This window comes from Noviluteimonas caseinilytica (genome assembly GCF_018406605.1).
GTDB lineage: Bacteria > Pseudomonadota > Gammaproteobacteria > Xanthomonadales > Xanthomonadaceae > Noviluteimonas > Noviluteimonas caseinilytica.
In genome coordinates, this window is record NZ_AP024545.1 from 2,091,436 (window position 1) to 2,113,946 (window position 22,511).

The 22,511-nt window shown below is 67.0% G+C and carries 19 protein-coding genes and 3 tRNA genes; 20 read left to right on the plus strand and 2 right to left on the minus strand.

Annotation, left to right across the window (positions count from 1 at the left end):
• The first annotated feature begins 36 nt into the window (after positions 1-36).
• Positions 37-1,446, plus strand: coding sequence for a nucleotide 5'-monophosphate nucleosidase PpnN (gene ppnN, locus LYSCAS_RS10155; protein ID WP_213433934.1), 1,410 nt, complete (start codon positions 37-39; stop codon positions 1,444-1,446).
• A 58-nt stretch (positions 1,447-1,504) separates the two neighbouring features.
• Here the strand turns inward: ppnN and LYSCAS_RS10160 are convergent, their stop codons facing one another.
• Complete coding sequence (locus LYSCAS_RS10160; protein WP_279640118.1) at positions 1,505-1,906, minus strand: type IV pilin protein; 402 nt, start codon at positions 1,904-1,906, stop codon at positions 1,505-1,507.
• A 216-nt stretch (positions 1,907-2,122) separates the two neighbouring features.
• Between LYSCAS_RS10160 and LYSCAS_RS10165 the strand changes: the two genes are divergently transcribed.
• From LYSCAS_RS10165 to LYSCAS_RS10185, 5 genes are all read left to right on the plus strand, one after another.
• A complete protein-coding gene (locus LYSCAS_RS10165; protein ID WP_213433935.1) occupies positions 2,123-2,716 on the plus strand; it encodes a prepilin-type N-terminal cleavage/methylation domain-containing protein in 594 nt (197 codons plus the stop codon).
• Entirely contained in the window at positions 2,710-3,342 is a 633-nt protein-coding gene (locus tag LYSCAS_RS10170) for a prepilin-type N-terminal cleavage/methylation domain-containing protein (RefSeq protein WP_213433936.1), read from the plus strand. Before LYSCAS_RS10165 ends, LYSCAS_RS10170 begins: the two co-directional genes overlap by 7 nt.
• Positions 3,343-3,374: 32 nt before the next feature.
• Positions 3,375-5,099: a PilX N-terminal domain-containing pilus assembly protein gene (locus LYSCAS_RS10175; protein WP_213433937.1), complete on the plus strand. Its 1,725-nt coding sequence runs from the start codon at positions 3,375-3,377 to the stop codon at positions 5,097-5,099.
• A gap of 13 nt (positions 5,100-5,112) precedes the next feature.
• The gene (locus LYSCAS_RS10180; RefSeq protein WP_213433938.1) at positions 5,113-7,494 is read left to right on the plus strand and encodes a prepilin-type N-terminal cleavage/methylation domain-containing protein; all 2,382 of its coding nucleotides are present in this window, start codon (positions 5,113-5,115) and stop codon (positions 7,492-7,494) included.
• Between the two features lie 72 nt (positions 7,495-7,566).
• Positions 7,567-7,643, plus strand: a tRNA-Asn gene (locus LYSCAS_RS10185).
• 60 nt (positions 7,644-7,703) lie between these two features.
• Here the strand turns inward: LYSCAS_RS10185 and LYSCAS_RS10190 are convergent.
• Positions 7,704-8,270, minus strand: a complete 567-nt coding sequence (locus LYSCAS_RS10190; protein WP_213437770.1) for a GspH/FimT family protein — start codon at positions 8,268-8,270, stop codon at positions 7,704-7,706.
• A gap of 145 nt (positions 8,271-8,415) precedes the next feature.
• Here LYSCAS_RS10190 and uvrB point away from each other — a divergent pair, with 145 nt between their 5' ends.
• From uvrB to LYSCAS_RS10260, 14 genes are all read left to right on the plus strand, one after another.
• Positions 8,416-10,464, plus strand: coding sequence for an excinuclease ABC subunit UvrB (uvrB, locus tag LYSCAS_RS10195; protein WP_213433939.1), 2,049 nt, complete (start codon positions 8,416-8,418; stop codon positions 10,462-10,464).
• 86 nt (positions 10,465-10,550) lie between these two features.
• Entirely contained in the window at positions 10,551-13,211 is a 2,661-nt protein-coding gene (locus tag LYSCAS_RS10200) for a reprolysin-like metallopeptidase (RefSeq protein ID WP_213433940.1), read from the plus strand.
• Positions 13,212-13,283: 72 nt separating this feature from the next.
• Positions 13,284-13,358, plus strand: a tRNA-Val gene (locus LYSCAS_RS10205).
• A 184-nt stretch (positions 13,359-13,542) separates the two neighbouring features.
• Positions 13,543-15,471, plus strand: a complete 1,929-nt coding sequence (gene thrS / locus LYSCAS_RS10210; protein WP_213433941.1) for a threonine--tRNA ligase — start codon at positions 13,543-13,545, stop codon at positions 15,469-15,471.
• Positions 15,472-15,534: 63 nt separating this feature from the next.
• Positions 15,535-16,059, plus strand: coding sequence for a translation initiation factor IF-3 (gene infC, locus LYSCAS_RS10215; protein ID WP_213437772.1), 525 nt, complete (start codon positions 15,535-15,537; stop codon positions 16,057-16,059).
• A 221-nt stretch (positions 16,060-16,280) separates the two neighbouring features.
• Positions 16,281-16,478, plus strand: coding sequence for a 50S ribosomal protein L35 (rpmI, locus tag LYSCAS_RS10220; RefSeq protein WP_027083463.1), 198 nt, complete (start codon positions 16,281-16,283; stop codon positions 16,476-16,478).
• Positions 16,479-16,491: 13 nt separating this feature from the next.
• Positions 16,492-16,851: a 50S ribosomal protein L20 gene (rplT, locus tag LYSCAS_RS10225; RefSeq protein WP_036169932.1), complete on the plus strand. Its 360-nt coding sequence runs from the start codon at positions 16,492-16,494 to the stop codon at positions 16,849-16,851.
• Positions 16,852-16,970: 119 nt separating this feature from the next.
• On the plus strand, positions 16,971-17,981 hold the full coding sequence (gene pheS, locus LYSCAS_RS10230; RefSeq protein ID WP_213433942.1) for a phenylalanine--tRNA ligase subunit alpha: 1,011 nt from the start codon (positions 16,971-16,973) through the stop codon (positions 17,979-17,981).
• A gap of 10 nt (positions 17,982-17,991) precedes the next feature.
• A complete protein-coding gene (gene pheT / locus LYSCAS_RS10235; RefSeq protein ID WP_213433943.1) occupies positions 17,992-20,388 on the plus strand; it encodes a phenylalanine--tRNA ligase subunit beta in 2,397 nt (798 codons plus the stop codon).
• 17 nt (positions 20,389-20,405) lie between these two features.
• Positions 20,406-20,708, plus strand: coding sequence for an integration host factor subunit alpha (locus LYSCAS_RS10240; protein WP_213433944.1), 303 nt, complete (start codon positions 20,406-20,408; stop codon positions 20,706-20,708).
• On the plus strand, positions 20,701-21,057 hold the full coding sequence (locus tag LYSCAS_RS10245; protein WP_213433945.1) for a MerR family transcriptional regulator: 357 nt from the start codon (positions 20,701-20,703) through the stop codon (positions 21,055-21,057). The genes LYSCAS_RS10240 and LYSCAS_RS10245 overlap by 8 nt, the downstream gene beginning before the upstream one ends.
• Positions 21,058-21,087: 30 nt before the next feature.
• Positions 21,088-21,164 (plus strand) — tRNA-Pro (locus tag LYSCAS_RS10250).
• A 193-nt stretch (positions 21,165-21,357) separates the two neighbouring features.
• Positions 21,358-21,861 (plus strand): hypothetical protein, encoded by a 504-nt coding sequence (locus tag LYSCAS_RS10255; protein ID WP_213433946.1) that lies wholly within the window; start codon positions 21,358-21,360, stop codon positions 21,859-21,861.
• A 306-nt stretch (positions 21,862-22,167) separates the two neighbouring features.
• Positions 22,168-22,431 carry an XAC0095 family protein gene (locus LYSCAS_RS10260; RefSeq protein ID WP_213433947.1) on the plus strand — a complete coding sequence of 88 codons (264 nt, stop codon included), beginning with the start codon at positions 22,168-22,170 and terminating at the stop codon, positions 22,429-22,431.
• Positions 22,432-22,511: the final 80 nt, after the last annotated feature.

Sequence of the window (22,511 nt, forward strand, 5' to 3'; positions counted from 1 at the left end):
CTGCAAGCCGGGCCCCGACGCGATAAAGTCCTGCCGATGAATCCACACGACCACACCGACGCCGGACAGCCGGCCGTCCACAACGACACCCTCCTGCCCACGGTCAACGCGCGCATCTATCCGCGCGGCGGCCTCGACGTGTTGTCGCGCGCCGAAGTCGCGCGCCTGCGCGACGCTTCCTCCGGCGGCATGCACGACCTGCTGCGTCGCTGCGCGCTCGCCGTGCTCACCAGCGGCAGCGCGTCGGACGATCCGCGCGCGGCGCAGGAGCTCTATCCCGATTTCGACATCCAGGTGCTGCAGCAGGATCGCGGCGTGCGCATCGACCTGCACCACGCACCGGCGATGGCGTTCGTCGACGGCGAGATCATCCGCGGCGTCGCGGAGCTGCTGTTCGCCGTCGTGCGCGACCTGGCCTACACCGCGATCGAACTGCACGAAGACCGCGACCTCGAAAGCGGCCCCGGCATCACCGACGCCGTGTTCGGCCTGTTGCGCAACGCGCGCGTGCTGCATCCGACGGATCCCAACCTCGTCGTCTGCTGGGGCGGCCATTCGATCGGCCGCGACGAATACGTCTACACCAAGCAGGTCGGTTACGAACTCGGCCTGCGCGGCCTGGACATCTGCACGGGCTGCGGCCCGGGTGCGATGAAGGGCCCGATGAAGGGCGCGACGATCGCGCACGCCAAGCAGCGCCGTCGCAAGACGCGTTACATCGGCATCACCGAGCCGGGCATCATCGCGGCCGAATCGCCGAACCCGATCGTCAACCACCTCGTGATCATGCCGGACATCGAGAAGCGCCTCGAAGCGTTCGTGCGCATGGGCCACGGCATCATCGTGTTCCCCGGCGGCGTGGGCACGGCGGAAGAAATCCTGTACCTGCTCGGCATCCTGCTGCGCGAGGAGAACGCGGACCTGCCGTTCCCGCTGATCCTCACCGGCCCGACCGCATCGGCGCCGTACTTCGAACAGATCGACCACTTCCTGCGCCTTACCCTGGGTGATGCGGCCACGTCGCGCTACGAGATTATCGTGGGCGATCCGGCGAAGGTGGCCAAGCGGATGTCGGCGGGCGTGCGCAAGGTGCGCGAGTACCGCATCGCGCACAAGGATTCGTTCTACTTCAACTGGTCGATGACGGTGCCGCTGGAATTCCAGAAGCCGTTCGTGCCGACGCACGAAGCGATGGCCGCGCTCGACCTGCACCACGGGCGCAAGCCGCACGAACTCGCCGCGGATTTGCGCCGCGCGTTCTCCGGCATCGTCGCCGGCAACGTCAAGGAAGACGGGTTGCGCCGCATCGAGGAGCGCGGGCCGTTCGAGATCCACGGCGACGCCGACATGATGCAGGCGCTCGATGCGTTGCTCCGGGCGTTCGTCGAACAGCGCCGCATGAAGATCGCCGGCGAATACCGGCCGTGCTATCGCGTGCTGTCGTGAGCGTGGCGGCCTGAAGCGAAGGTGCCGCCGAGCGGCGGCACCACTAGCGGCTTACGGCTTACTGGCGCCAGCAGTAATCCACGTTGTTGCTGTCGCTCATGCCCTTGGTCGCGATGCCCGCTGCCATCGTGAGGACGAAATTGGCGCAGCGGGGGTCATTGGCAAGGTCGCCCTTGCGGGTCGCCGTCAGGACGTAAGTCGTCGGGGCGGTTGCCGCGACGATGGTCGTACTGACCGTGTAGTACTTCAGCGACGCGTTGTACGCGGTGCTGTTCGCGGCATTGCCGGTCAACTGGTCCAGGGTGCCATACGTCGGGTTGTCGGCGCGCCAGCGTTCTTCGCGCAGTTGCATGTCGCCGATCGCCTGCATCGCCTCCGCGCGCTTGCCCTTGCGGACATGCTCGACGTACTGGGGAATCGCGATGATCGCCAGGATCGCGATGACCGCGACCACGATCATCAACTCGATCAGCGTAAAGCCCTTCGGGCGCCTGGCCTTCGAACGTGTGGCGTGCATCACGGTTTTCCCCTGTAGTCCCGCTGCGATGCTACGCCGGTGCCCTTCGGGGCGCAAAACCGTTGGCCCCATCGGACTTCCCACTCATCGGTAAGCGCTGGAAACGGGGCCGGGACCTACGTGAGACTGCGATCGAACTCAGGGGGAGGGCTTCGGCCCATGCGCGCCATGCAACGCCAATCCGGTACTGCGCAAGACGGCTTCACGCTCCTGGAGCTGATGGTCGCGGTCGCCGTTTTCATCGTCCTCTCCGCGCTCGCGGCACCGAGCTTCATCACCTATCTGGACAAGGCGCGCGTGCGCGGCGCCGCGGATTCGGTGGTCAACCAGATCGGGCAGGCGCGGCAGGTCGCGGTCAAGTTCGATCGCAGCGTGTCGTTGTCCACCACCGGCACCGGCGCCACGTGGTGCCTCGGCGCCAACCAGGCGGCAACGCCCACCGTCGGCAGCCAGACGGGTGCCCCGGTCGCGTGCGATTGCACGCAGGCCAGCGCGTGCATGGTCGACAGCCGCGAGATGGTGATCGGCAACGTGCAGCATCCCGGCGTGACGCTCAGCTCCGCCGCGTCGGAACTCGTGTTCGACGGCCGCCTCGGTGCGCGCTCCGACGCCTTCACCGGCGATGCCGATGCCAGCAGCTTCGATCTCACGTCGCAGTCGGGGCGCTACGTGCTCACGGTGAGCGTCTCGCCGCTGGGCCAGGCCTCCGTCTGCAGCAAGTCCGGCAACATCCTGGGGTATCCGACATGCTGATCCGTCGCGCGCTTCCGTCGCCGCGCAACGCACGCGGCTTCACCCTGGTCGAGATGATGGTCGCCATCGTGCTCGGCCTGCTGGTGGTGTCCGCGGTGCTCGCCTTCATCTTCAGCCTGATCCGCGCCAACAGCGAAACCGTGCTGTCCACGCGCCTCAACCAGGAACTGCGCGCCACGATGTCGCTGGTCGCCAACGACCTGCGCCGCGCGCGCGGCCTGGCCGATCCGATCGCCGCGGTGAACCAGGGCGGCACGGTCACCAATCCCTTCTCCAACGTCGATGTCTCGACGGCGGGTTGCGCGCGCTACTCGTATGCCGAAGACATCGCCGGCGGCACCACCAATTTCCGCGCGATCCGGTTGAACGCGGGCAAGGTCGTGCTGGTGCGCCAGGCCACCGCCGCCGCCGCCACGTGCGCCGCCGCGGGCACGGTGCTCAACACCAACGGCATCGAGATCACCAGCCTCACCTTCACCAACCCGGGCGGCAACGCGCGGCGCATCGACATCCTGATGACGGGCCGCCTGCGCAACCCGCCGGCCTACATGGGTGCCACGCCGTCGATGGCCATCACCACCAAGACGATCCGCCAGACCATTTCCATCCGGTCCAACGGGACCTGATGGACACGCACGAGACATCGCAGGAGTCGACGATGACCCGCAATCGCAACTTCACCCCGCAACGCCACGCGCGCGGCAACGCGCTGCTCGTCGCGGTCATCCTGTTGCTGCTGGCCAGCGTGATCACGCTGCTCACGCTCAACGTCGGCCTGTTCGAGCAACGCTCGTCGGGCAACGACGCGCGCGCCAAGATCATTTCCGAAGTGGCCGAGGCCGGCGTCTCGCAGGGCGCGGAATACTTCCGCCTCAAGCCGACGTCGCTGCTCGCCACGTCCGGCAACTGGGCGCGCTGCATCGACCTGGCGGACAAGACGCAGTTCCCGTGCGGCTCCATCCCGGACGCCGGCCGACGCGACACGATGTACTACTGGGTCAACGGCAGCACGCCGGGCGACGTCAACGGCGACGGCATCAGCAACGACCTGCTCGACCAGCGCATGTTGCCGCTCGGCAGCGTGCTGACCGGCGGCAGCGCCCCGGCGCGCATCACCACCGTCGGCAACTTCAACAACGTGGCCTACGGCGTCGGCGTCGTGCTGTGCCGCATCGCGCTGCCGACCGCCCCGGGCGATCCGACGCGTTGCACCACCGTTGCGTCGGAGCAGAGCAGCACCTACGTCTACAACTTCGTCAGCATCGCGGGCCTGGGCCAGACGGAGACCGAAGGCACGCGCACCACCGTGTCGCAGATGCTGGGCCAGTACCAGATCTTCCAGCCGAACATGAACATGCCGCCGGTCATCGCGTCCGGCAGCGTGGACGTCACCGGCGGCCTGCAACTCGTCACCAATCCCAACGGCGGCGGCCCCGGCGTGCCGGTGTCGGTGTGGACGCGCAAGGACATCACCAAGACCGGTACGCCCAACACCTGCTACGCCGACGAGTTCTACCGCTACGGCGCCAAGAACAACGCGCCGCCCACGCTCGACACGAGCGGCGTGGTGCTGTGCGACACCTGCGGCTGCAACGGCGACGTCAGCCTGTCCTACGACAAGTCCGGCAACCAGCAGGACGAGGGCATGGACATCCTCGACGTCGACGGCAGCACCGGCACCAACGGCAAGGGCGTCAACGCGGACGTCGTGGCATCCGAATTCCCGTGCGACCTGTTCGGCTACGTCTTCGGCGTCAACGCACGCATGGACACCAACGGCGACTTCTTCTGCGAAACGCTGGTCCCGGCGGTGCAGTACACCTCGCCGACCACGATGGCCACGGTGAACCTGGATGCCGACGAAGCGTTCCTCTACAAGAACGCCACGTACATCCTGCCGCGCGACGGCACGGCGCAGAGCCTGATGGATCCGAGCCAGACGTGGGGCGGCGGCTATCCGTCCTCCTCGCTGTCCGGCATCGTCTGGTGCCAGACCAACTGCAACATCGGCTCCAACACGCAGGTCGGCACGCCGGCCAAGCCGGTCGTGCTGGTGATCGACGGCAACGCGCGCATCCAGGGCCGCGTGTTCGGCCTGGTGTTCATGCGCACGCCGGCCGCCACGCCGGCCAAGCATCCGCTCAACGGCGCGCACGACCACACCGCGGACAAGCTCGATCCCGCCACCGGCGGCACGGCCACGCTCGACATGAACGCCGGCGCCACCGTGTACGGCGCGGTCGTCGTGCAGGGCAAGATCGACAAGGCCAACGGCACCGCCGCGATCATCTACAGCGGCGACGTGTTCAAGAATTTCGCCGGCAGCATTCCGCCCAAGACTTCCAACCTCCCCGGCGCGTGGACCGACCGGTTGACCTACTGAGCGGAGCATGGACATGACTCGCACACACACTCTTCGCGCCCGGGCCCGCGGTTTCTCGCTGCTCGAAGTGCTCCTCGCCGTCGTGCTGCTCGCGACCGGCCTGCTCGCGCTCGCCGCGTTGCAGGGCGCGCTGGCGCGCAACTCGGCGGACGCCAAGATCCGGTCGCGCGTGGTCGCGCTGCTCGAGGCGGACCTCGACACGCAACGGTCCACGTCATACACCACCGTCGCGTCGCTGGGCGCGCCGATCACGGCGACCAACCCGGATTGCTCCGACCTCACCGTGCTCAACGCGGTGGAAGTGACCGCCTGCGAAGCGGGCCTAGGCAACCTCACGCTCACGCGCACCGTCACGCAGTACGGCGGCCTCGCCAACGGCAGCGCGTTCGGTGCCGGCGCGCCGGTGGCGCCCAGCAAGGCGGAGTTCAAGCAGATCACCGTCACCGCGGCATGGACCGACGCGCAGGGCCAGGCGCGCAGCGCCAACATGAGCACCTCGCTCAGCCCGCTCGCGCTGGACGTCAACAATCCGCTCGTCGACAACAATTCCGGCAACGCGCCGCCGAAGTCGCCGGTCGTGCGCCAGGCCGATCCCACCACCGCCGGCATGATCCCGATCGCGCTGGGCAACGGTGACTCGACCGCCGCGTCCAACCCGACGCCGGAACTCGTGGGCCGCAACAACAACCAGCAGCTGGTCGGCACCAAGTTCAACGTGCTCACCTACACGCCGTCGGGCACGATGGCCGTCATCCAGCAGCGCATCGAAACCGAAGTGCTCAAGTGCACGTGCCAGTACGGCGCGGGCGGCAACAACCTCGGCGAGATCTATCGCGCGTCGCAATGGCCGGCCGTGTGGACCGGCAAGCGCTACGACGTGTACATCCCGGACACCGCCACCACCGCGCCGGGCCAGCAGTACGCGTCCGGCCCGAAGGCGGGTGTCTCGCAGAGCCCGCTGTGCCAGGAATGCTGCCGCGACCACCACGACAACCCGGCGGACAGCACCAACGCGAAGTTCGATCCGGAAGCCACGGGCACCACGTACCAGAAGTACGACCTCAACGGCTCCAACCAGCTCGTCAACGCGGGCAACACCACCTCGTCCACGTACGTCGACTCGTGCCGCATCATCCGCGTCGACGGGTTCTGGCGCACGGCGGCCGACATGTATTCGCGCCAGTTCGGCCTGCTGGAAACCGAAACGGTGCAGGGCGTCCAGGCCAAGACCGGCCTGCCGACGACCGCCGCCACCACGGCGTACACCACCTACGTCAAGGACTACCTCAAGCAGTACGACGGGACGTCCGCGAGCGCGCCGACCAACGCGCAGTCGATGTACGACGACTCCGCGCGCGGCCTCAACAACCCGGCCACGATCACGATCAGCACGCCGTCCACCACGGACTATCGCTACCTGCATGCCCGTGGCCTGTACGTCGACCATCTTGAAAAGCAGGCACGCGAAACGCTGGCCAAGGCGTTGGCCGACAAGCGCGCGCAGGGCCAGTGCGCCGCGGGCAGCTCCACGTTGCCGGACTGCGTGCTGCCGTACCTGCCGTTCACCACGGTCAACATGACCGAAATCGCCGACTGGGATGCGTCCGACGACACGGTGCTCGCCGTCAACACCGGCAACCTGCTGTCGCTCAATCCGTCGCAGCCTTCGGGCGGTCGCGCGTACGGCGTCAAGGTCGGCACGTCGAACAACACCGCCTCGGTGCGCACGTCCAACTCCGGCGTCGCGGTGAGTTCGATCATCCCGGCCGCGACCGACAAGCTGGGCGACGAACCCCTGGTCAGCGACCTGCAGGCGTACACGGTGGGCGGCGCCACCACGCCGCCGACCGGCGACGAGTTCTACATCGCGCTGTCCGGTGGCGGCACCAACCCGTACGCCTTCTACGTGATCGCCAGCGACACCGGCGAGTGCGTCAAGCCGACCTCGGGCAACCGTCGCTGCTCCACCAACTCCGCGCTGCCCGCGGCGGGTTCGATCCGCCTCGAGCACTACTGGCAGGAAACGACGATCGCCACCGCGGCCAGCACCGTGCTGGGCAGCGTGCAGTGCACGTACAACGGATCGGCCGTCACCATCGCCACCAACGGCCAGAACGCGAACATCGACGTGCCTTCGTTCCGCAACTACGTCGTGACTGGCGTTACCGGCGGGACGGGCGCGAGCATCGGCCTCCCGGTCAACGACACGAAGGCCACGGAAACCACCACGATCTCGTTCACCGCCCTGCCGAAGAACGGCACGATCACCGTGACCCTCGCGGAGCAGTCGGGAAGCCCGATCAAGGCGGTCCTGACGGCGTGCACGGCCACGAAGCAGGGCAACAACTACTACTTCGAAACGGGCACGTGGACCAAGTCGTGGCTGGCGCCCTGATGCGGATGCAGCAAGAAACATGCATCTGACGGATTGACGCACCCGGGCGGGCGGCCCAAAATACGCGCCCCCGCCCGAATAGCTCAGCCGGTTAGAGCACTTGACTGTTAATCAGGGGGTCGTTGGTTCGAGTCCAACTTCGGGCGCCAGATTCCGCGAAAGGCCAGCCACCAGGCTGGCCTTTCGTTTTTGCGGTCCAGGTGCGCGCTTCATTGCGCATCCACGCACGCACGCGCCGCGCCCGCGTCCGGCGCAGCAGCGCGCAATCGCCCCGCGTTATTGAGCACCAGCGCCGTCGCGTGCCCCGTGCCGCGCCCGTCGCACAGGGTGAAGGTGGTGTTCGTCCCCGCGCTGCTGCCATCGGGCTGGAACACCAGCCGCGTGCGCCCGATCGTGCTGCGCAGGCGCACCTTGCCGCCCAGCGGCCCGACCTGCTGCAGCAACGATTCCCCCGCATCGTGGACGCGATCGCCATCCGCGTCGGCATAGGCGATCCACCCGCGATGCCAGTCGATCCCGCCCCCGCACGCATGCGGCACGCCGGGGCACACGACGACGTCCTGCGCGCCCGACGCCGCCCGGCTGGCCGCCAGCAACACGCTCGCCGCCAGCGCCTGCTGCGCCGTGCCGCTCCGCGTGGCCTCGCGCGCGCCGTCGAACACCGGCAGTGCCACGGCCGCCAGCACCCCCAGCACCGCGACGGCGATCATCACTTCGATCATCGACACGCCCGCGACGGGCAAGCGGTTGCGGGATCGGGGGCAGGGCGGCTTCATGCCGATGAACGCTACGCACCGCGCCGCCTCCGCCCCATCGGACATTGCTGCCACACCGTGTCAGGAGATCCCCCGCCAGCGCGTCAGGCTTCATGACCCCGGGGCTACACTCGCCCGCTTCCCGTTCCAGAACCGATCGCACCCGATGCCGCGACCCGAACCACCGTCCGACCACACGAAGTTCCAGCTCGTCGCGCCGTACACGCCCGCGGGCGACCAGCCGCAGGCGATCGAGAAATTGGTGCAGGGCTTCGAATCGGGCCTGGCGAAGCAGACGCTGCTCGGCGTCACCGGTTCGGGCAAGACCTACACGGTCGCCAACCTGATCCAGGCGGTGCAGAAACCCACGCTGGTGATGGCGCCCAACAAGACGCTGGCCGCGCAGCTGTACGGCGAGTTCAAGGCGTTCTTCCCGCACAACGCGGTCGAGTATTTCGTCAGCTACTACGACTACTACCAGCCGGAGGCCTACGTGCCTTCGTCGGACACGTACATCGAGAAGGACAGCTCGATCAACGAACACATCGAGCAGATGCGCCTGTCCGCCACCAAGGCGCTGCTGGAACGCCGCGACGCGATCATCGTGTGCACCGTGTCGGCGATCTACGGCCTGGGCGACCCGAACGAATACTTCAACATGGTCCTGCACATGGTGCGGGGCGAGCGCATCGACCAGCGCGAGCTGATCCGCCGCCTCACCGAGATGCAGTACACGCGCAACGAATTCGAACTGCAGCGCGGCCACTACCGCGTGCGCGGCGAGACCATCGACGTGCACCCGGCCGAAAGCGACATGGAAGCGCTGCGCATCGAGCTGTTCGACGGCGAGATCGAAACGCTGTCCCTCTTCGATCCGCTGACGGGCGAGGTGATGCGCAAGGTGCCGCGCTACACGATCTACCCGAAGTCGCACTACGTCACCACGCGCCCCACCGTGCTCAACGCGGTGGAAGGCATCAAGGCCGAACTGCGCGAGCGCCTGGAGCAGCTGTACGCGCAGAACAAGCTGGTCGAAGCCCAGCGCCTGCAGCAGCGCACCCAGTACGACCTGGAGATGCTGTCGGAAGTCGGCTACTGCAACGGCATCGAAAACTATTCCCGCTACCTCACCGGGCGCATGCCCGGCGAGCCGCCGCCGTGCCTGTTCGATTACCTCGCGCCGGATGCGCTGCTGATCGTCGACGAATCGCACGTGACCGTCCCGCAGATCGGCGCGATGTACAAGGGCGACCGCTCGCGCAAGGAAACGCTGGTGGAGTTCGGGTTCCGCATGCCGTCGGCGCTCGACAACCGCCCGCTGAAGTTCGAGGAATGGGAATTGCGTTCGCCGCGCAGCGTGTACGTGTCCGCCACGCCGGGCCCGTACGAATTGCGCGAATCCAACGGGGAAGTCGTCGAACTCGTCGTGCGCCCCACGGGCCTGATCGATCCCGTCGTCGAGATCCGCCCCGTCGCCACGCAGGTCGACGACCTGTTGAGCGAAGCCAACCTGCGCATCGCGATGGGCGACCGAGTTCTGGTCACCACGCTGACCAAGCGCATGGCGGAAAACCTCACCGAATACCTCGGCGAACACGGCATCCGCGTGCGGTATTTGCATTCGGACGTCGACACCGTGGAGCGCGTGGAGATCATCCGCGACCTGCGCCTCGGCAAGTTCGACGTGCTGGTGGGCATCAACCTGCTGCGCGAAGGCCTCGACATGCCGGAGGTCTCGCTGGTGGCGATCCTCGATGCCGACAAGGAAGGGTTCCTGCGGTCCGGCGGGTCGCTGATCCAGACCATCGGCCGCGCCGCGCGCAACCTGCGCGGCAAGGCGATCCTCTACGCCGACCGCATCACCAAGTCGATGCAGCACGCCATCGACGAAACCGATCGCCGCCGCGCGCGCCAGGTGGAATACAACGCCGAGCACGGGATCGTGCCGCGCTCCGTCGCCAAGCCCATCGTCGACATCCTGGAAGGCGCGCGCACCGAACCGGGCGGCGAACGCAAGAAGGGCAAGGGCCGCACCGCCGCCGCCGTGGCCGAGGACAACGCCGACTACACGGTGCTCAACCCCGCGCAGGCCGCGGCGAAGCTCAAGGCGCTGGAAGCGAAGATGTACCAGCACGCGCGCGACCTGGAGTTCGAGGACGCCGCGCGCGTGCGCGACCAGATCCGCAAGCTCAAGGACGCCAGCCTGGCGACCTGAAGTCGGGCGCGCGTCCCAGTTCGCCCCTCCCGCACGCAGGTGCCTGACGTTATCCTGCGCGGCGGGGAACCAGGGGAATGTTGCGCATGATGCGATGGAAGGGGACGGCCCTGTGGGCCGGGGTGTTTGCGTGCGTGGGGATCGTCGGGTGGGGACTCGGCCATCGGAATGAAGCGCCCGTTCGGGCGGGCACCGGCGAGATCGTCGCCACGTCATCGTCGCGCCCCGCATTGCGCGTGCCGGCATTGACGACACCGCGTGCCCCGCAACGCATCGCGCTGGATGCCAGCCTGGCGCGCCGGGCGCTGCACGATGGCGAACTGCGCGTGACGCTCGCCGATGGCGACAGCTATCCGGTGCGCATCGAACGCCAGGAAACCGATGCACACGGGCACTGGTCGCTCGTGGGGCGCGTGCAGACGCCGTTCGGTGCACAGCCGATGGTGCTCACGTTCGGCGGCGACGCGGTTTTCGGCGTGCTGCCCACGCCCGACGGCCGCACGATGCAGGTGACCACCGGTCCCGGCGGCGTCGTCTCCATCGCGCCTTCGGGCGGGATGGTGCCCGAAGGCAAGCCGGGGCTCGACGTCGCGCCGGACTTCCTCGTGCCACCGCGCGACCCCAGTCCCGAACCGCCGCGCGCGGTCGTCGACGGCGTGCGCCCGGACGCGCGCGGCCGCACGCGCCTCGTCGGCGATGCGCCGATTTCGGTGGTCACGCCCGTCATTTCGACGGCTGCCGCGCCGCCCGAAACCACGCCCGTGCAGATCGACGTGCTGGCGTTCTATTCGCCGGACCTCGTCACCAAGCGCGGCAGCGTGTCCGCCGTGCAGACCGAGATGGCGAACCTGTTCGCCGTCGCCAACCAGAGCCACGTCGACAGCGGCTCGCGCGTACGGCTCAACGCCGTGGGCGTGCAGCAACTGGCGGTGCCGGACACGGACACCAACAGCAAGATCCTCAACGACATGAGCTACGGACGCGTGCCGGGCGTCGACCTGGAGGCGATGCGCGACAGCTACGGCGCCGACCTGGTCACGCTGGTGCGCCCATACCACGACTTCGATGGGTCCTGCGGCATCGCCTGGCTCGGCGGCGCCGAGCTCGCGCGCAGCAGCAACCTGGCGGCCACCTACGCCTACAGCGTCGTGGACGTGGATCCGTGCTGGGCGAATACCCTGGCGCACGAACTCGCCCACCTGATGGGGTCCATGCACGACCGCGGCACCGCGACGTCGTACGAAGGCGACCTCAGCCACGGGGCGTACGTGTATTCGTTCGGGCGCGCCACGCCGGAATTCGCGACGATCATGGCGTACGCGCACGGCCAGCCGTCGATCCCCTTCTTCTCAAATCCCGCGTCCACGCGATGCGCCGGCCAGCCCTGCGGCCTGCCCGACGACACCGACAACGTGCAAAGCCTCAACCGCATGGCGCCTTCCATCGCCGCCTTCCGCGGACCGCCGAACACGCTGTCGATCGCCGACGTGGAAATGCTCGAAGCCGCGGACGGCACGCGCACGGGCTGGGTGCCGATCCGGCTCTCCGCGAAGGCGCCGGTCGGCGGCGTCACGGTGCAGGTCTCGGTCACGGGCGGCACGGCGACGCCGGGCGTGGATTACACGACGCCGTACGCCTCGTCGATCGTCATCGAGGAGGGACAACGCGAAGCGACGTTCGCGTTCGAGGTCCTCGCGGACGATGCGATCGAACCCGACGAAACCGTGCTCCTGCACATCGCGACGTCGTCCGGGTACGCGATCCACGATGCCGATGCCGTGGTCACGATCGCCAACGACGATCCGCGCCCGTCGGTGAAGGGCCGCGTGGTGTTTCCCGCCAACGTGACGCCGCCTGCGACGTCGTTCGACCTGACGGTCACCGGCATCGGCGACAACCCGTGGTCGAGCGCCGTGCTGCGCGTCGCGCCGCCGGATTTCCGCTATTCGATCCCCGCCTCGCCGGGCGCGCCGCTGGTGATCCAACCATCGATGGCGGCGACGTTCGTCACGCCGCGTGCCCGCTTCAACGAAGTGCTCCGGGACACGGCCTACGACCTGCGTGCGGAGCGCGGTGTCGTGGTGACCGGCCGCCTGCGTGCGCCGCCGGGCATGGCGTTGCCCACCGGACCGGTGCAGCTGACCCTGCGCGACGGCGTGGTCAACCACATGGTCGAACACCCGGTGGCCGTGTCGCCGCCGGACTTCTCCTATTCGTGGCGCGTGGTCACGGGCGGGGCGCTGCACGTGATGATGCCGGACGCGCTGCCGGTGGCAGGCAACGCGAAGCCGTTCCTGCCTTACTCGTACTACCTGTTCGACCTGCGCCAGGACACGACATTCGACGTCCAGTTGTCGACGCTGCCCACGCTGCGCTGGTGTTGCGGCAACTGGAGCATGGAGGCGCCGACGTCGGAGTACCACGGCTACTTCTTCGTCTCGGCGTACCTCAGCGCGCCGGCGCCCGTCGGCGGTACGACGTTCCATTACCGGCTCGTGGACGGCACGGCGCACGCAGGCGAGGACTTCGACGCGGAGAGCGGGACGGTCACGATTCCCGAAGGGCAGCAGTTCGTGCAGTTCAGCGCCCCCCACATCCTGGGCGACGACAAGCGCGAAGGGTCGGAATATTTCGACTTCGAGGTCGACCAGGCCTCCGGCGCTTCGCTGCCCGTGACCCGGATCCGCATGTGGATCGTCGAGTCCCGCAGGACGGGCGGTGCATTGCGCCCGGATCCGGCGCAGTGACCGGTTGTCGGTGGCGTTAGGGCTGGGCTACACTTCGCGCCCCTTGGCGGCTTCGTCGCCGAGGGGCAACACGGGCGGTTAGCTCAGCGGTAGAGCACTACCTTGACATGGTAGGGGTCACAGGTTCGAAACCTGTACCGCCCACCACGCTTCCACGGCGTGGCATCCAAACGACAGAACGAGGTGGCCCGCGGAAACGCTGGCCGAGCGTGCGACATGAGCACTACCGACGCCCACATTTGATCCCGTCCGAGTCGCTGGCTGGTCTGCAGGCGCCTTCGGGCGCTTTTTTCGTTTCCAGCCCTTGCCACATTTCCCGGTGCTCCGAGCCATGAACGCAGAAGTCCAGCACGCCGTCGCCGTCACGCTGCCCGATGGCAGCGTCCGCAATTTCGACCATCCCGTTTCCGTCGCCGACGTCGCCGCCTCCATCGGCGCGGGCCTGGCCAAGGCCGCGCTGGCCGGCAAGGTCGACGGCAAGCTGGTGGACACCAGTTTCCGCATCGACCACGACGCCTCGCTCGAGATCGTCACCGACAAGCATCCCGACGCCCTCGACGTGCTGCGCCACTCCACGGCGCACCTCCTGGCGCAGGCGGTGCAGCGCTTGTTCCCCGGCGCGCAGGTCACCATCGGCCCGGTGATCGACAACGGCTTCTATTACGACTTCGCCTACGAGCGCCCGTTCACGCCGGAAGACCTGCCGGCGATCGAAGCGGAGATGCAGAAGATCGTGAAGGAAGCGCAGCCCGTGTCGCGCAGCGTCAAGTCGCGCGACGACGCCGTGGCGTTCTTCAAGGGCATGGGCGAACACTTCAAGGCGGAGATCATCGAATCGATCCCCGCGACGGAAGACCTCTCGCTGTATTCGCAGGGCGAGTTCACCGACCTGTGCCGCGGCCCGCACGTGCCGGGCACGGACAAGCTGCGCGCTTTCAAGTTGATGAAGGTGGCCGGCGCGTATTGGCGCGGCGATTCGAACAACCAGATGCTCAGCCGCATCTACGGCACCGCGTGGTTGAACGACAAGGACCTCAAGGCGTATTTGACGCAGCTGGAAGAGGCCGAGAAGCGCGACCATCGCAAGATCGCCAAGCAGCAGGACCTGTTCCACCTGCAGGAAGAAGCGCCGGGCCTGGTGTTCTGGCATCCGAAGGGCTGGTCGATCTGGCAGGTCGTCGAGCAGTACATGCGCGGCGTGTACCGCGACAGCGGCTACCAGGAAGTACGTTGCCCGCAGATCCTCGACGTGTCGCTGTGGAAGCGCTCGGGCCACTGGGACAACTACCAGAGCAACATGTTCTTCACCGAATCGGAGAAGCGCACGTACGCGGTCAAGCCCATGAACTGCCCGGGCCACGTGCAGGTGTTCAACCACGGCCTGCACAGCTACCGCGACCTGCCGATCCGCTACGGCGAATTCGGCGCGTGCCATCGCAACGAACCCTCGGGCGCGCTGCACGGCATCCTGCGCGTGCGCGGCTTCACGCAGGACGACGGGCACATCTTCTGCACCGAGGACCAGATCGAGGCCGAGGTCACCGCCTTCCACAAGCAGGCGATGGACGTGTACGCCCGCTTCGGGTTCCAGGACGTGCAGCTGAAGATCGCGCTGCGCCCCGAGCCCCGCCTGGGCGACGACGCCACCTGGGACAAGGCCGAGGACGCCCTGCGCTCGGCCCTGCGCGCCGCCGGCGTGGAATGGGAGGAACTGCCGGGCGAGGGCGCCTTCTACGGCCCGAAGATCGAGTACCACCTCAAGGACGCCATCGGCCGCACCTGGCAGCTGGGCACGATGCAGGTCGATTTCATGATGCCGGGCCGCCTGGGCGCCGAGTACGTGGACGAACACAGCGCCAAGCGCCACCCGGTCATGCTGCACCGGGCGATCGTGGGGTCGATGGAGCGTTTCATCGGGATCCTGATCGAGCACCACGCCGGCCATTTCCCGCCGTGGCTGGCCCCGGTGCAGGCCGTCGTCATGAACATCACCGACGCGCAGGCAGACTGGGTGGCCGAGGTTCGGAAAACCCTTACGAATCAAGGCTTCCGGGTCGACGCCGATTTGCGGAACGAGAAAATCGGCTATAAGATCCGCGAGCACACGCTGCAGCGCGTGCCGTACCTGCTGGTGGTCGGGGACCGCGAGAAGGAAAACGGCGCAGTCGCCGTGCGCACGCGCGGTGGCGAAGACCTGGGCACCATGTCCATCGCCGACTTCGCGCAGCGCCTGCGCGACGAGTCATCCGCAGCAGCGTAAGCATTCAAAGGCCCGGTCGCGTTCCCTCGCGCGGCCGGATCATTCCACGTTGGAGATTGCGACATCAGCACGCCCGAAAAGCAGAATCGAAAGAACAGCGAAATCCGCGTACCCCGCGTGCGCGTCATCGGCAGCGACGGCGAAATGATCGGCGTCCTGACGCGCGACGAAGCGCTGCGGATGGCCGAGGACGAAGGCATGGACCTGGTGGAAATCCAGCCCAACGCCGATCCGCCGGTGTGCCGCATCATGGACTTCGGCAAGTTCAAGTTCGAGACGCAAAAGAAGGCGGCTGCTGCGAAGAAGAAGCAGAAGCAGGTCGAGATCAAGGAAGTGAAGTTCCGCCCCGTCACGGACGAGGGCGACTACCAGATCAAGCTGCGCAACATGCGCCGCTTCCTGGAAGAGGGCGACAAGATCAAGGTCAACATCCGTTTCCGTGGCCGCGAGATGAGCCACCAGGAACTGGGCCAGCAGATGGCCAAGCGGATCGAGACCGACCTTGGCGAGGACATCGTGATCGAGTCGCGGCCGCGCCTGGAAGGCCGCCAGATGGTCATGATGATCGCCCCCAAGAAGAAGACCTGAGGGTTCCGGCCATTCAGGCCGGAAAACCCAAGCAAATTCATTGTGTTGGGGCGCAGGCCCCTGCATAATGCGCGGCCCCGGCTCGTCCGGGGTTGTTTCATGCAGCACCAGGACCCGCCTTGATCCATCCGGATCAATGGCTTACGACCGGCAAGGGCAGGACGGAAAGCGTGGCGCGAGCCACCGCCCGGGCCAGTGACAGATTTCGAACGGATACCCCAATGCCCAAGATCAAGACCAATCGGGCGGCGGCCAAGCGCTTCCGGAAGACTGCTTCCGGCAAGTACAAGTGCGGCCACGCCAACAAGAGCCACATCCTCACCAAGAAGGCGACCAAGCGGAAGCGCAACCTCCGGCAGACGAACCACGTTCGTGCCGAGGACGCGGGCCGTCTGGACCGCATGCTTCCGTATCTCTGAGGAGGGCTGACAAATGGCACGAGTCAAACGTGGTGTGACGGCCCGCCGTCGACACAAGAAAATCCTGAAGCAGGCCAAGGGCTACTACCACGCCCGCCGCAAGGTCTTCCGCGTCGCCAAGCAGGCGGTCACGAAGGCCCTGCAGTACGCCTACATCGGCCGCAAGCAGAAGAAGCGTAATTTCCGTTCGCTGTGGATCACGCGCATCAACGCCGCGGCCCGCATCAACGGCATGAGCTACAGCCGCTTCATGAACGGCCTGCTGAAGGCCGGCATCACCCTCGACCGCAAGGTGCTGGCCGACATCGCCGTGCACGACGCGGTGGGTTTTGCGGCGCTCGCTGAAAAGGCGAAGAGCGCGCTCGCGGCGTAACAACCTCGAAGTCCGCGCCCCAGGCGCGGCTTTCGAAGGGAAGCAACGCATGGGGAAGGGCGCAAGTCCTTCCCCATTTGCGTTTCAGGGATCACGAAAAATTTGCTGGAAGGATGGCGATGGACGGAATCGAATCGCTGCTGCAACAGGCCTTGCGCGACATCGCCGGTGCGAACGCACCCGACGCGCTGGAACACCTGCGCGTCGCGCTGCTCGGCAAGCAGGGCAGCGTCACCACGCAACTGAAGGCGCTGGGTACGCTGGCACCCGAGCAACGCAAGACCGCCGGCGAAGCGATCAACCGCGCGCGCGATGCGATCGGCGAGGCGTTGTCCGCCCGCAAGATCGCGCTCGACGACGCCGCGCTCGACGCCCGCCTGGCCACCGAAACCATCGACATCACGCTGCCCGGCCGCCATGCCGCGCGCGGCAACCTGCATCCGGTGTCGCGCACGCTGGAACGCATCGCCGACATCTTCGGCCGCCTCGGGTACGAACTCGCCGACGGCCCGGAGATCGAGGACGACTGGCACAACTTCGAAGCGCTGAATTTCCCGCCGCACCATCCGGCGCGCGCGATGCACGACACGTTCTATTTCGACGATGGTCGCCTGCTGCGCACGCACACGTCCGGTGTGCAGATCCGCTACATGCAGGACCTGATCAAGCGCGGCGAACAACCGCCGCTGCGCATGATCGCCGCGGGCAAGGTGTATCGCAGCGACAGCGACCAGACGCACACGCCGATGTTCCACCAGGTCGAAGGCCTGCTGATCGACGAACGCGCCAGCTTCGCCGACCTGAAGGGCACGCTCGCCGAATTCGTCCGCGCGTTCTTCGAGCGCGACTTCGACATGCGCTTCCGCCCGAGCTACTTCCCCTTCACCGAACCCTCGGCCGAAGTCGACATCGCCTGGCACCAGCCGGACGGGTCGACGCGCTGGCTCGAAGTGCTCGGCTGCGGCATGGTCCATCCGACCGTGCTGCGCAACGTGGGCATCGACCCGGAGCGCTACACCGGCTTCGCGTTCGGCCTGGGCGTGGAGCGCTTCGCGATGCTGCGTTACGGCGTGGACGATTTGCGCAGCTTCTTCGACAACGACGTGCGCTTCCTGCGCCAGTTCGCTTGAGGGTCCAAGGATGAAGTTCCCCGAGAATTGGCTCCGCCAGCACGTGCGCACCGACGCCACGCGCGAGCAACTGTCCGCCACGCTCACCGCCATCGGCCTCGAGGTCGAGGAGATGGAAGCGCTCGGCGACAACCTCGACGGCGTGATCGTCGCGCGCATCGTCGAATGCGCGAAGCATCCCGAAGCCGACAAGCTGCAGGTCTGCAAGGTCGACACCGGCAGCGAGATGCTGCAGATCGTGTGCGGCGCGCCCAACGCGCGCCCCGGTCTGGTCGCGCCGCTGGCCACCATCGGCACGCAGGTGGGCACGCTGGTGATCAAGGCCGCCAAGCTGCGCGGCGTGGATTCCAACGGCATGTTGTGTTCGGCGAAGGAACTCGGCCTGGACGCCGATGCGTCCGGTTTGCTCGAACTCCCCGACGACGCGCCGATCGGCACGCCGCTCGCCGATTACCTCGGCCTGCCGGACGCGCGCTTCGAACTCAAGCTCACGCCCAATCGCGCCGATTGCTTCAGCGTGCGCGGCATCGCGTATGACGTGGCCGCCGCGTTCGGCAGCGAAGTCGTGCCGTTCGACGCCACGCCGATGCCCGCGCTCAACGACGCCGCGCTCAAGATCACGCTCGGCGCCGGCAGCGACGTGCCGCGGTTCGTCGGCCGCGTGATCGAAGGCGTGGACGCGACGAAGCGCACGCCGATCTGGATGGCCGAGCGTTTGCGCCGCAGCGGCATCCGCCCGATCAGCCTGCTCGTCGACGTCACGCAATACGTGATGCTGGAAATCGGGCAGCCGATGCATGCGTTCGATCGCGATCTGCTGAAGGGCGACATCGGTGTGCGCCGTGCGCGCGCCAATGAATCGCTGAAGTTGCTCGATGGCCGCGATGTCGCGCTGGACGACCAGTTTCTCGTCGTCACCGACAACGACCGCGCCGTCGCCCTCGGCGGCATCATGGGCGGCGCCGACACCAAGGTGACCGACGCGACGCGCAACGTGTTCCTCGAAGCCGCGCACTGGGTGCCGAGCGCGATCATCGGGCGCGGGCGTCGCCTTGGGTTGCACACCGATGCGGGGCATCGGTTCGAACGCGGCGTGGATCCGGAATTGCCGCGCCAGGCCATCGAGATTGCGACGCGGTTGATCGTTGAAATCGCCGGCGGCGCGCCGGGCCCGGTGACCGAAGCCGTGTTGCCGGAACACCTGCCGCAGCCGAAGCCGGTGACGTTGCGTCGCGCACGCCTCGCACGTGTGCTTGGCATGCAAGTCGCGGACGCCGATGTCGAACGCATCCTCCGCGCGCTGGGCCTCGACGTTGCAAAGTCCAACGACGGCTGGACCGTCACGCCCCCGACGCGCCGCTTCGACCTCGCGATCGAAGAAGACCTGATCGAAGAGATCGCGCGCATCGTCGGCTACGACAACATCCCCGCCACGCTCCCCGGCGGCGGCACGCGCCTGGCCGCGCCGACGGAAACGCGCGTCGAAGCCTCCACCGTGCGTCGCCACCTGGCCTCGCGCGATTACCTCGAAGCCGTCAACTACGCCTTCGTCGACGAAGCGCTGCTCACCAAGTGGCACGCGATGGAGCTCGCCGTCCGCCTTGCCAACCCGCTCAGCGCCGAACTCGGCGTGATGCGCACGGCGTTGCTGCCCGGCCTGGTGTCCGCCCTCGGGCGCAACCTCGCGCGCCAGCAGAAGCGCGTGCGCCTGTTCGAGCTCGGCAAGATCTTCATGCAGCCGTTCAAGGCCGGGGACGCGCCGATCGAAGCGACGTTCGTCGCCGGCGTGGCGTGCGGCCCCGTGGCGGACGAGCACTGGGGCGGCAAGGCGCGCGACGTCGACTTCCACGACCTGAAGGGCGACATCGAAAGCCTGGCCGCGCTGTCGGGCGCGAAGCTCGAGTTCCGTCGCCCCGCCGAGCACACGCCTTCGCTGCACCCGGGCCGCTCGGCGGATGTGTATCGCCGCAACGACGATGGCACCGAGGTCCGGATCGGCGAGATCGGGCAACTCCATCCGGCCCTGCAGCGCGCCCTGGACCTGGAACATCCGGTGGTGGTCTTCGAGCTGCTGCTGGGGCCCTTGCTGTCGCGGCCGATCGCGCGCGCCAGGCCGCTGTCGAAGTACCCGTCCGTCCGCCGCGACCTCGCGTTCGTCGTCCCCGAAACCGTCTCCTGGGCCGACCTGCGCGCCACCGTGGAAGCGGCCGCGGGCGCGTCGTTGCGCGATCTGGTGCTGTTCGATCGGTACGCCGGCGCGGGGGTCGAATCGGGATTCAAGAGTCTCGCTATGGGCTTGATTCTCCAAGATGAATCACGCACCCTGACCGACCGCGACGTGGATGCCGTGGTGACCGACGTGGTGTCGGCGCTGCAGCACTCCCACCACGCCGCGTTGCGGGTCTGATCGTCTAGGGGGACGAGATGGCACTGACCAAAGCAGAGATGGCCGAGCGGTTGTTCGACGAGGTCGGCCTCAACAAGCGCGAGGCGAAGGAATTCGTCGACGCGTTCTTCGATGCCCTGCGCGAGGCCCTCGAGGCCGGCCGCCAGGTGAAGCTGTCCGGCTTCGGCAACTTCGACCTGCGTCGCAAGAACCAGCGCCCGGGCCGCAACCCCAAGACCGGCGAAGAGATCCCGATCTCCGCGCGCACCGTGGTCACGTTCCGGCCGGGCCAGAAGCTCAAGGAACGCGTCGAGGCTTACACGGGAGCGGGGAATGCTTGACCCCGGCAGCAACAAGGAATTGCCGGCCATCCCGGCCAAGCGCTACTTCACCATCGGTGAGGTGAGCGAGCTGTGCGACGTGAAGCCGCACGTGCTGCGTTACTGGGAGACCGAATTCCCGAGCCTGAAGCCCGTCAAGCGCCGCGGCAACCGCCGCTACTACCAGCGCCACGACGTCCTGATGGTCCGCCAGATCCGCGGCCTGCTGTACGAGCAGGGCTACACGATCGGCGGCGCCAGGCTGCGGCTGGAAGGCGAGGGGGCCAAGCAGGAGAGTGCGCTGAGCACGCAGATCATCAAGCAGGTGCGGATGGAGCTCGAGGAAATCCTCGTGCTGCTGCGCCGATGAGTTCGAAGCCGCTATAATCCGCGGCCTACCCGGGGTATAGCGCAGCCTGGTAGCGCACCAGTCTGGGGGACTGGTGGTCGTCGGTTCGAATCCGGCTACCCCGACCAAATCTGTAATCGAAAAGCCTCGCCTTGCGGCGGGGCTTTTTTATTGTGTTCGTGGGCGTGATCGGCGTTACGAACGGATCAACGGCGGACACCCGTCGCCGCTGCGGATTGCTAATAGGGACATTTCCCAATTGTTCGCACGTCGTTTCGGCAGAAAACTCCGACACGAAGTTTCCCGTGTTGGAGTACGCAAATGCAGCAGCAGACCCTCGCTTCGATGACCGTCACCCAGGACCAGGAAGATGCCGTCCTCGCGGCCGTCCGGCAGATCGAGGCGCAGCTGCGCGGGTTGGTGTCGTTGGAGGCGGGCGACCGCAAAACACTCCCGGTGATGGGCCCGGAGTGCGAGCGGTTCGCCCGCTGTGTCATCCGCCAGTTGCAGCACAACGCGCACCTCGTGCCGCCCGGCCTCGACCTCGCCGGCGCACTCGCCGACCTGGCGGCGCTGGACCGCATGCGCCGGATCGACATCGTGCTGCAGCAACTCGCCTTGCGCGTGGCGGACACGATGGCCGCGCTGTGCAGCGATGTCATGGATGTCGCGCACGCAGGCCATGGGCTGCTGAAGCTCTTCGGCGACCAGGACGGGCTGCAGGGGATCCGCAAGGAATGCGGTTATCGCCATCTGCGTGCGCCGAGGACGCCGCAGGCGTTGTGGGGCAATCGCGACATGCGTGCGCGCGGGAGTGCGCATTGATTGCCGGAATGCAGCAGGTTCTCCCGATTGGGTGAAGCGATGTAGCGATGTGTCGTTCCGTTGCTGCGTTGTTGTCTGATTGGGGTGGAGTGGGGCGCAAGACATGATTTGCGCACGGAGTTTGAAAGCTCCGCTCAACCATGTGTCGCGACACGGAAGCGCATCGCTCCGCGTCGGGAGGGGACTAATACAAGACCTCGCAAGAGGGAATAAGCCCAGCCGTAGTTGAGCGGTCTTTCAACCTCCCGACACCTTGCGTCGCACCCGCGACGCAAGGTTTTCCTTCCCGGAAACACGGAGGTCCCCATGCACGACATGCCCCGCGCGCACGAAACGCCCACCGTCTTCGTCATCCCCGACCACGCGCACCTGGAACTGGTCCAGATCCGCGATCACTTGCGCCTGCTGACGCGCCTCACCGAACCCGGCACCGCCGCCAGCGACCACGACATGGCCCTGCGCCCCCACGCGATGTCGTGGTGGTTCTCGCGTCTCTCGCGCGACATCGACCACATCCTTGAAGAGACGTATTGGTCCGCGGCTGCGGCGAGCGGCACTGCAGAACACTGACTGCGACGTTTCGCAATGTGTGTACGACGAAGGAAGCGCGCCTAGATTTGCCGAGGCGCGCTCAAGTTCGAAACGTGCCC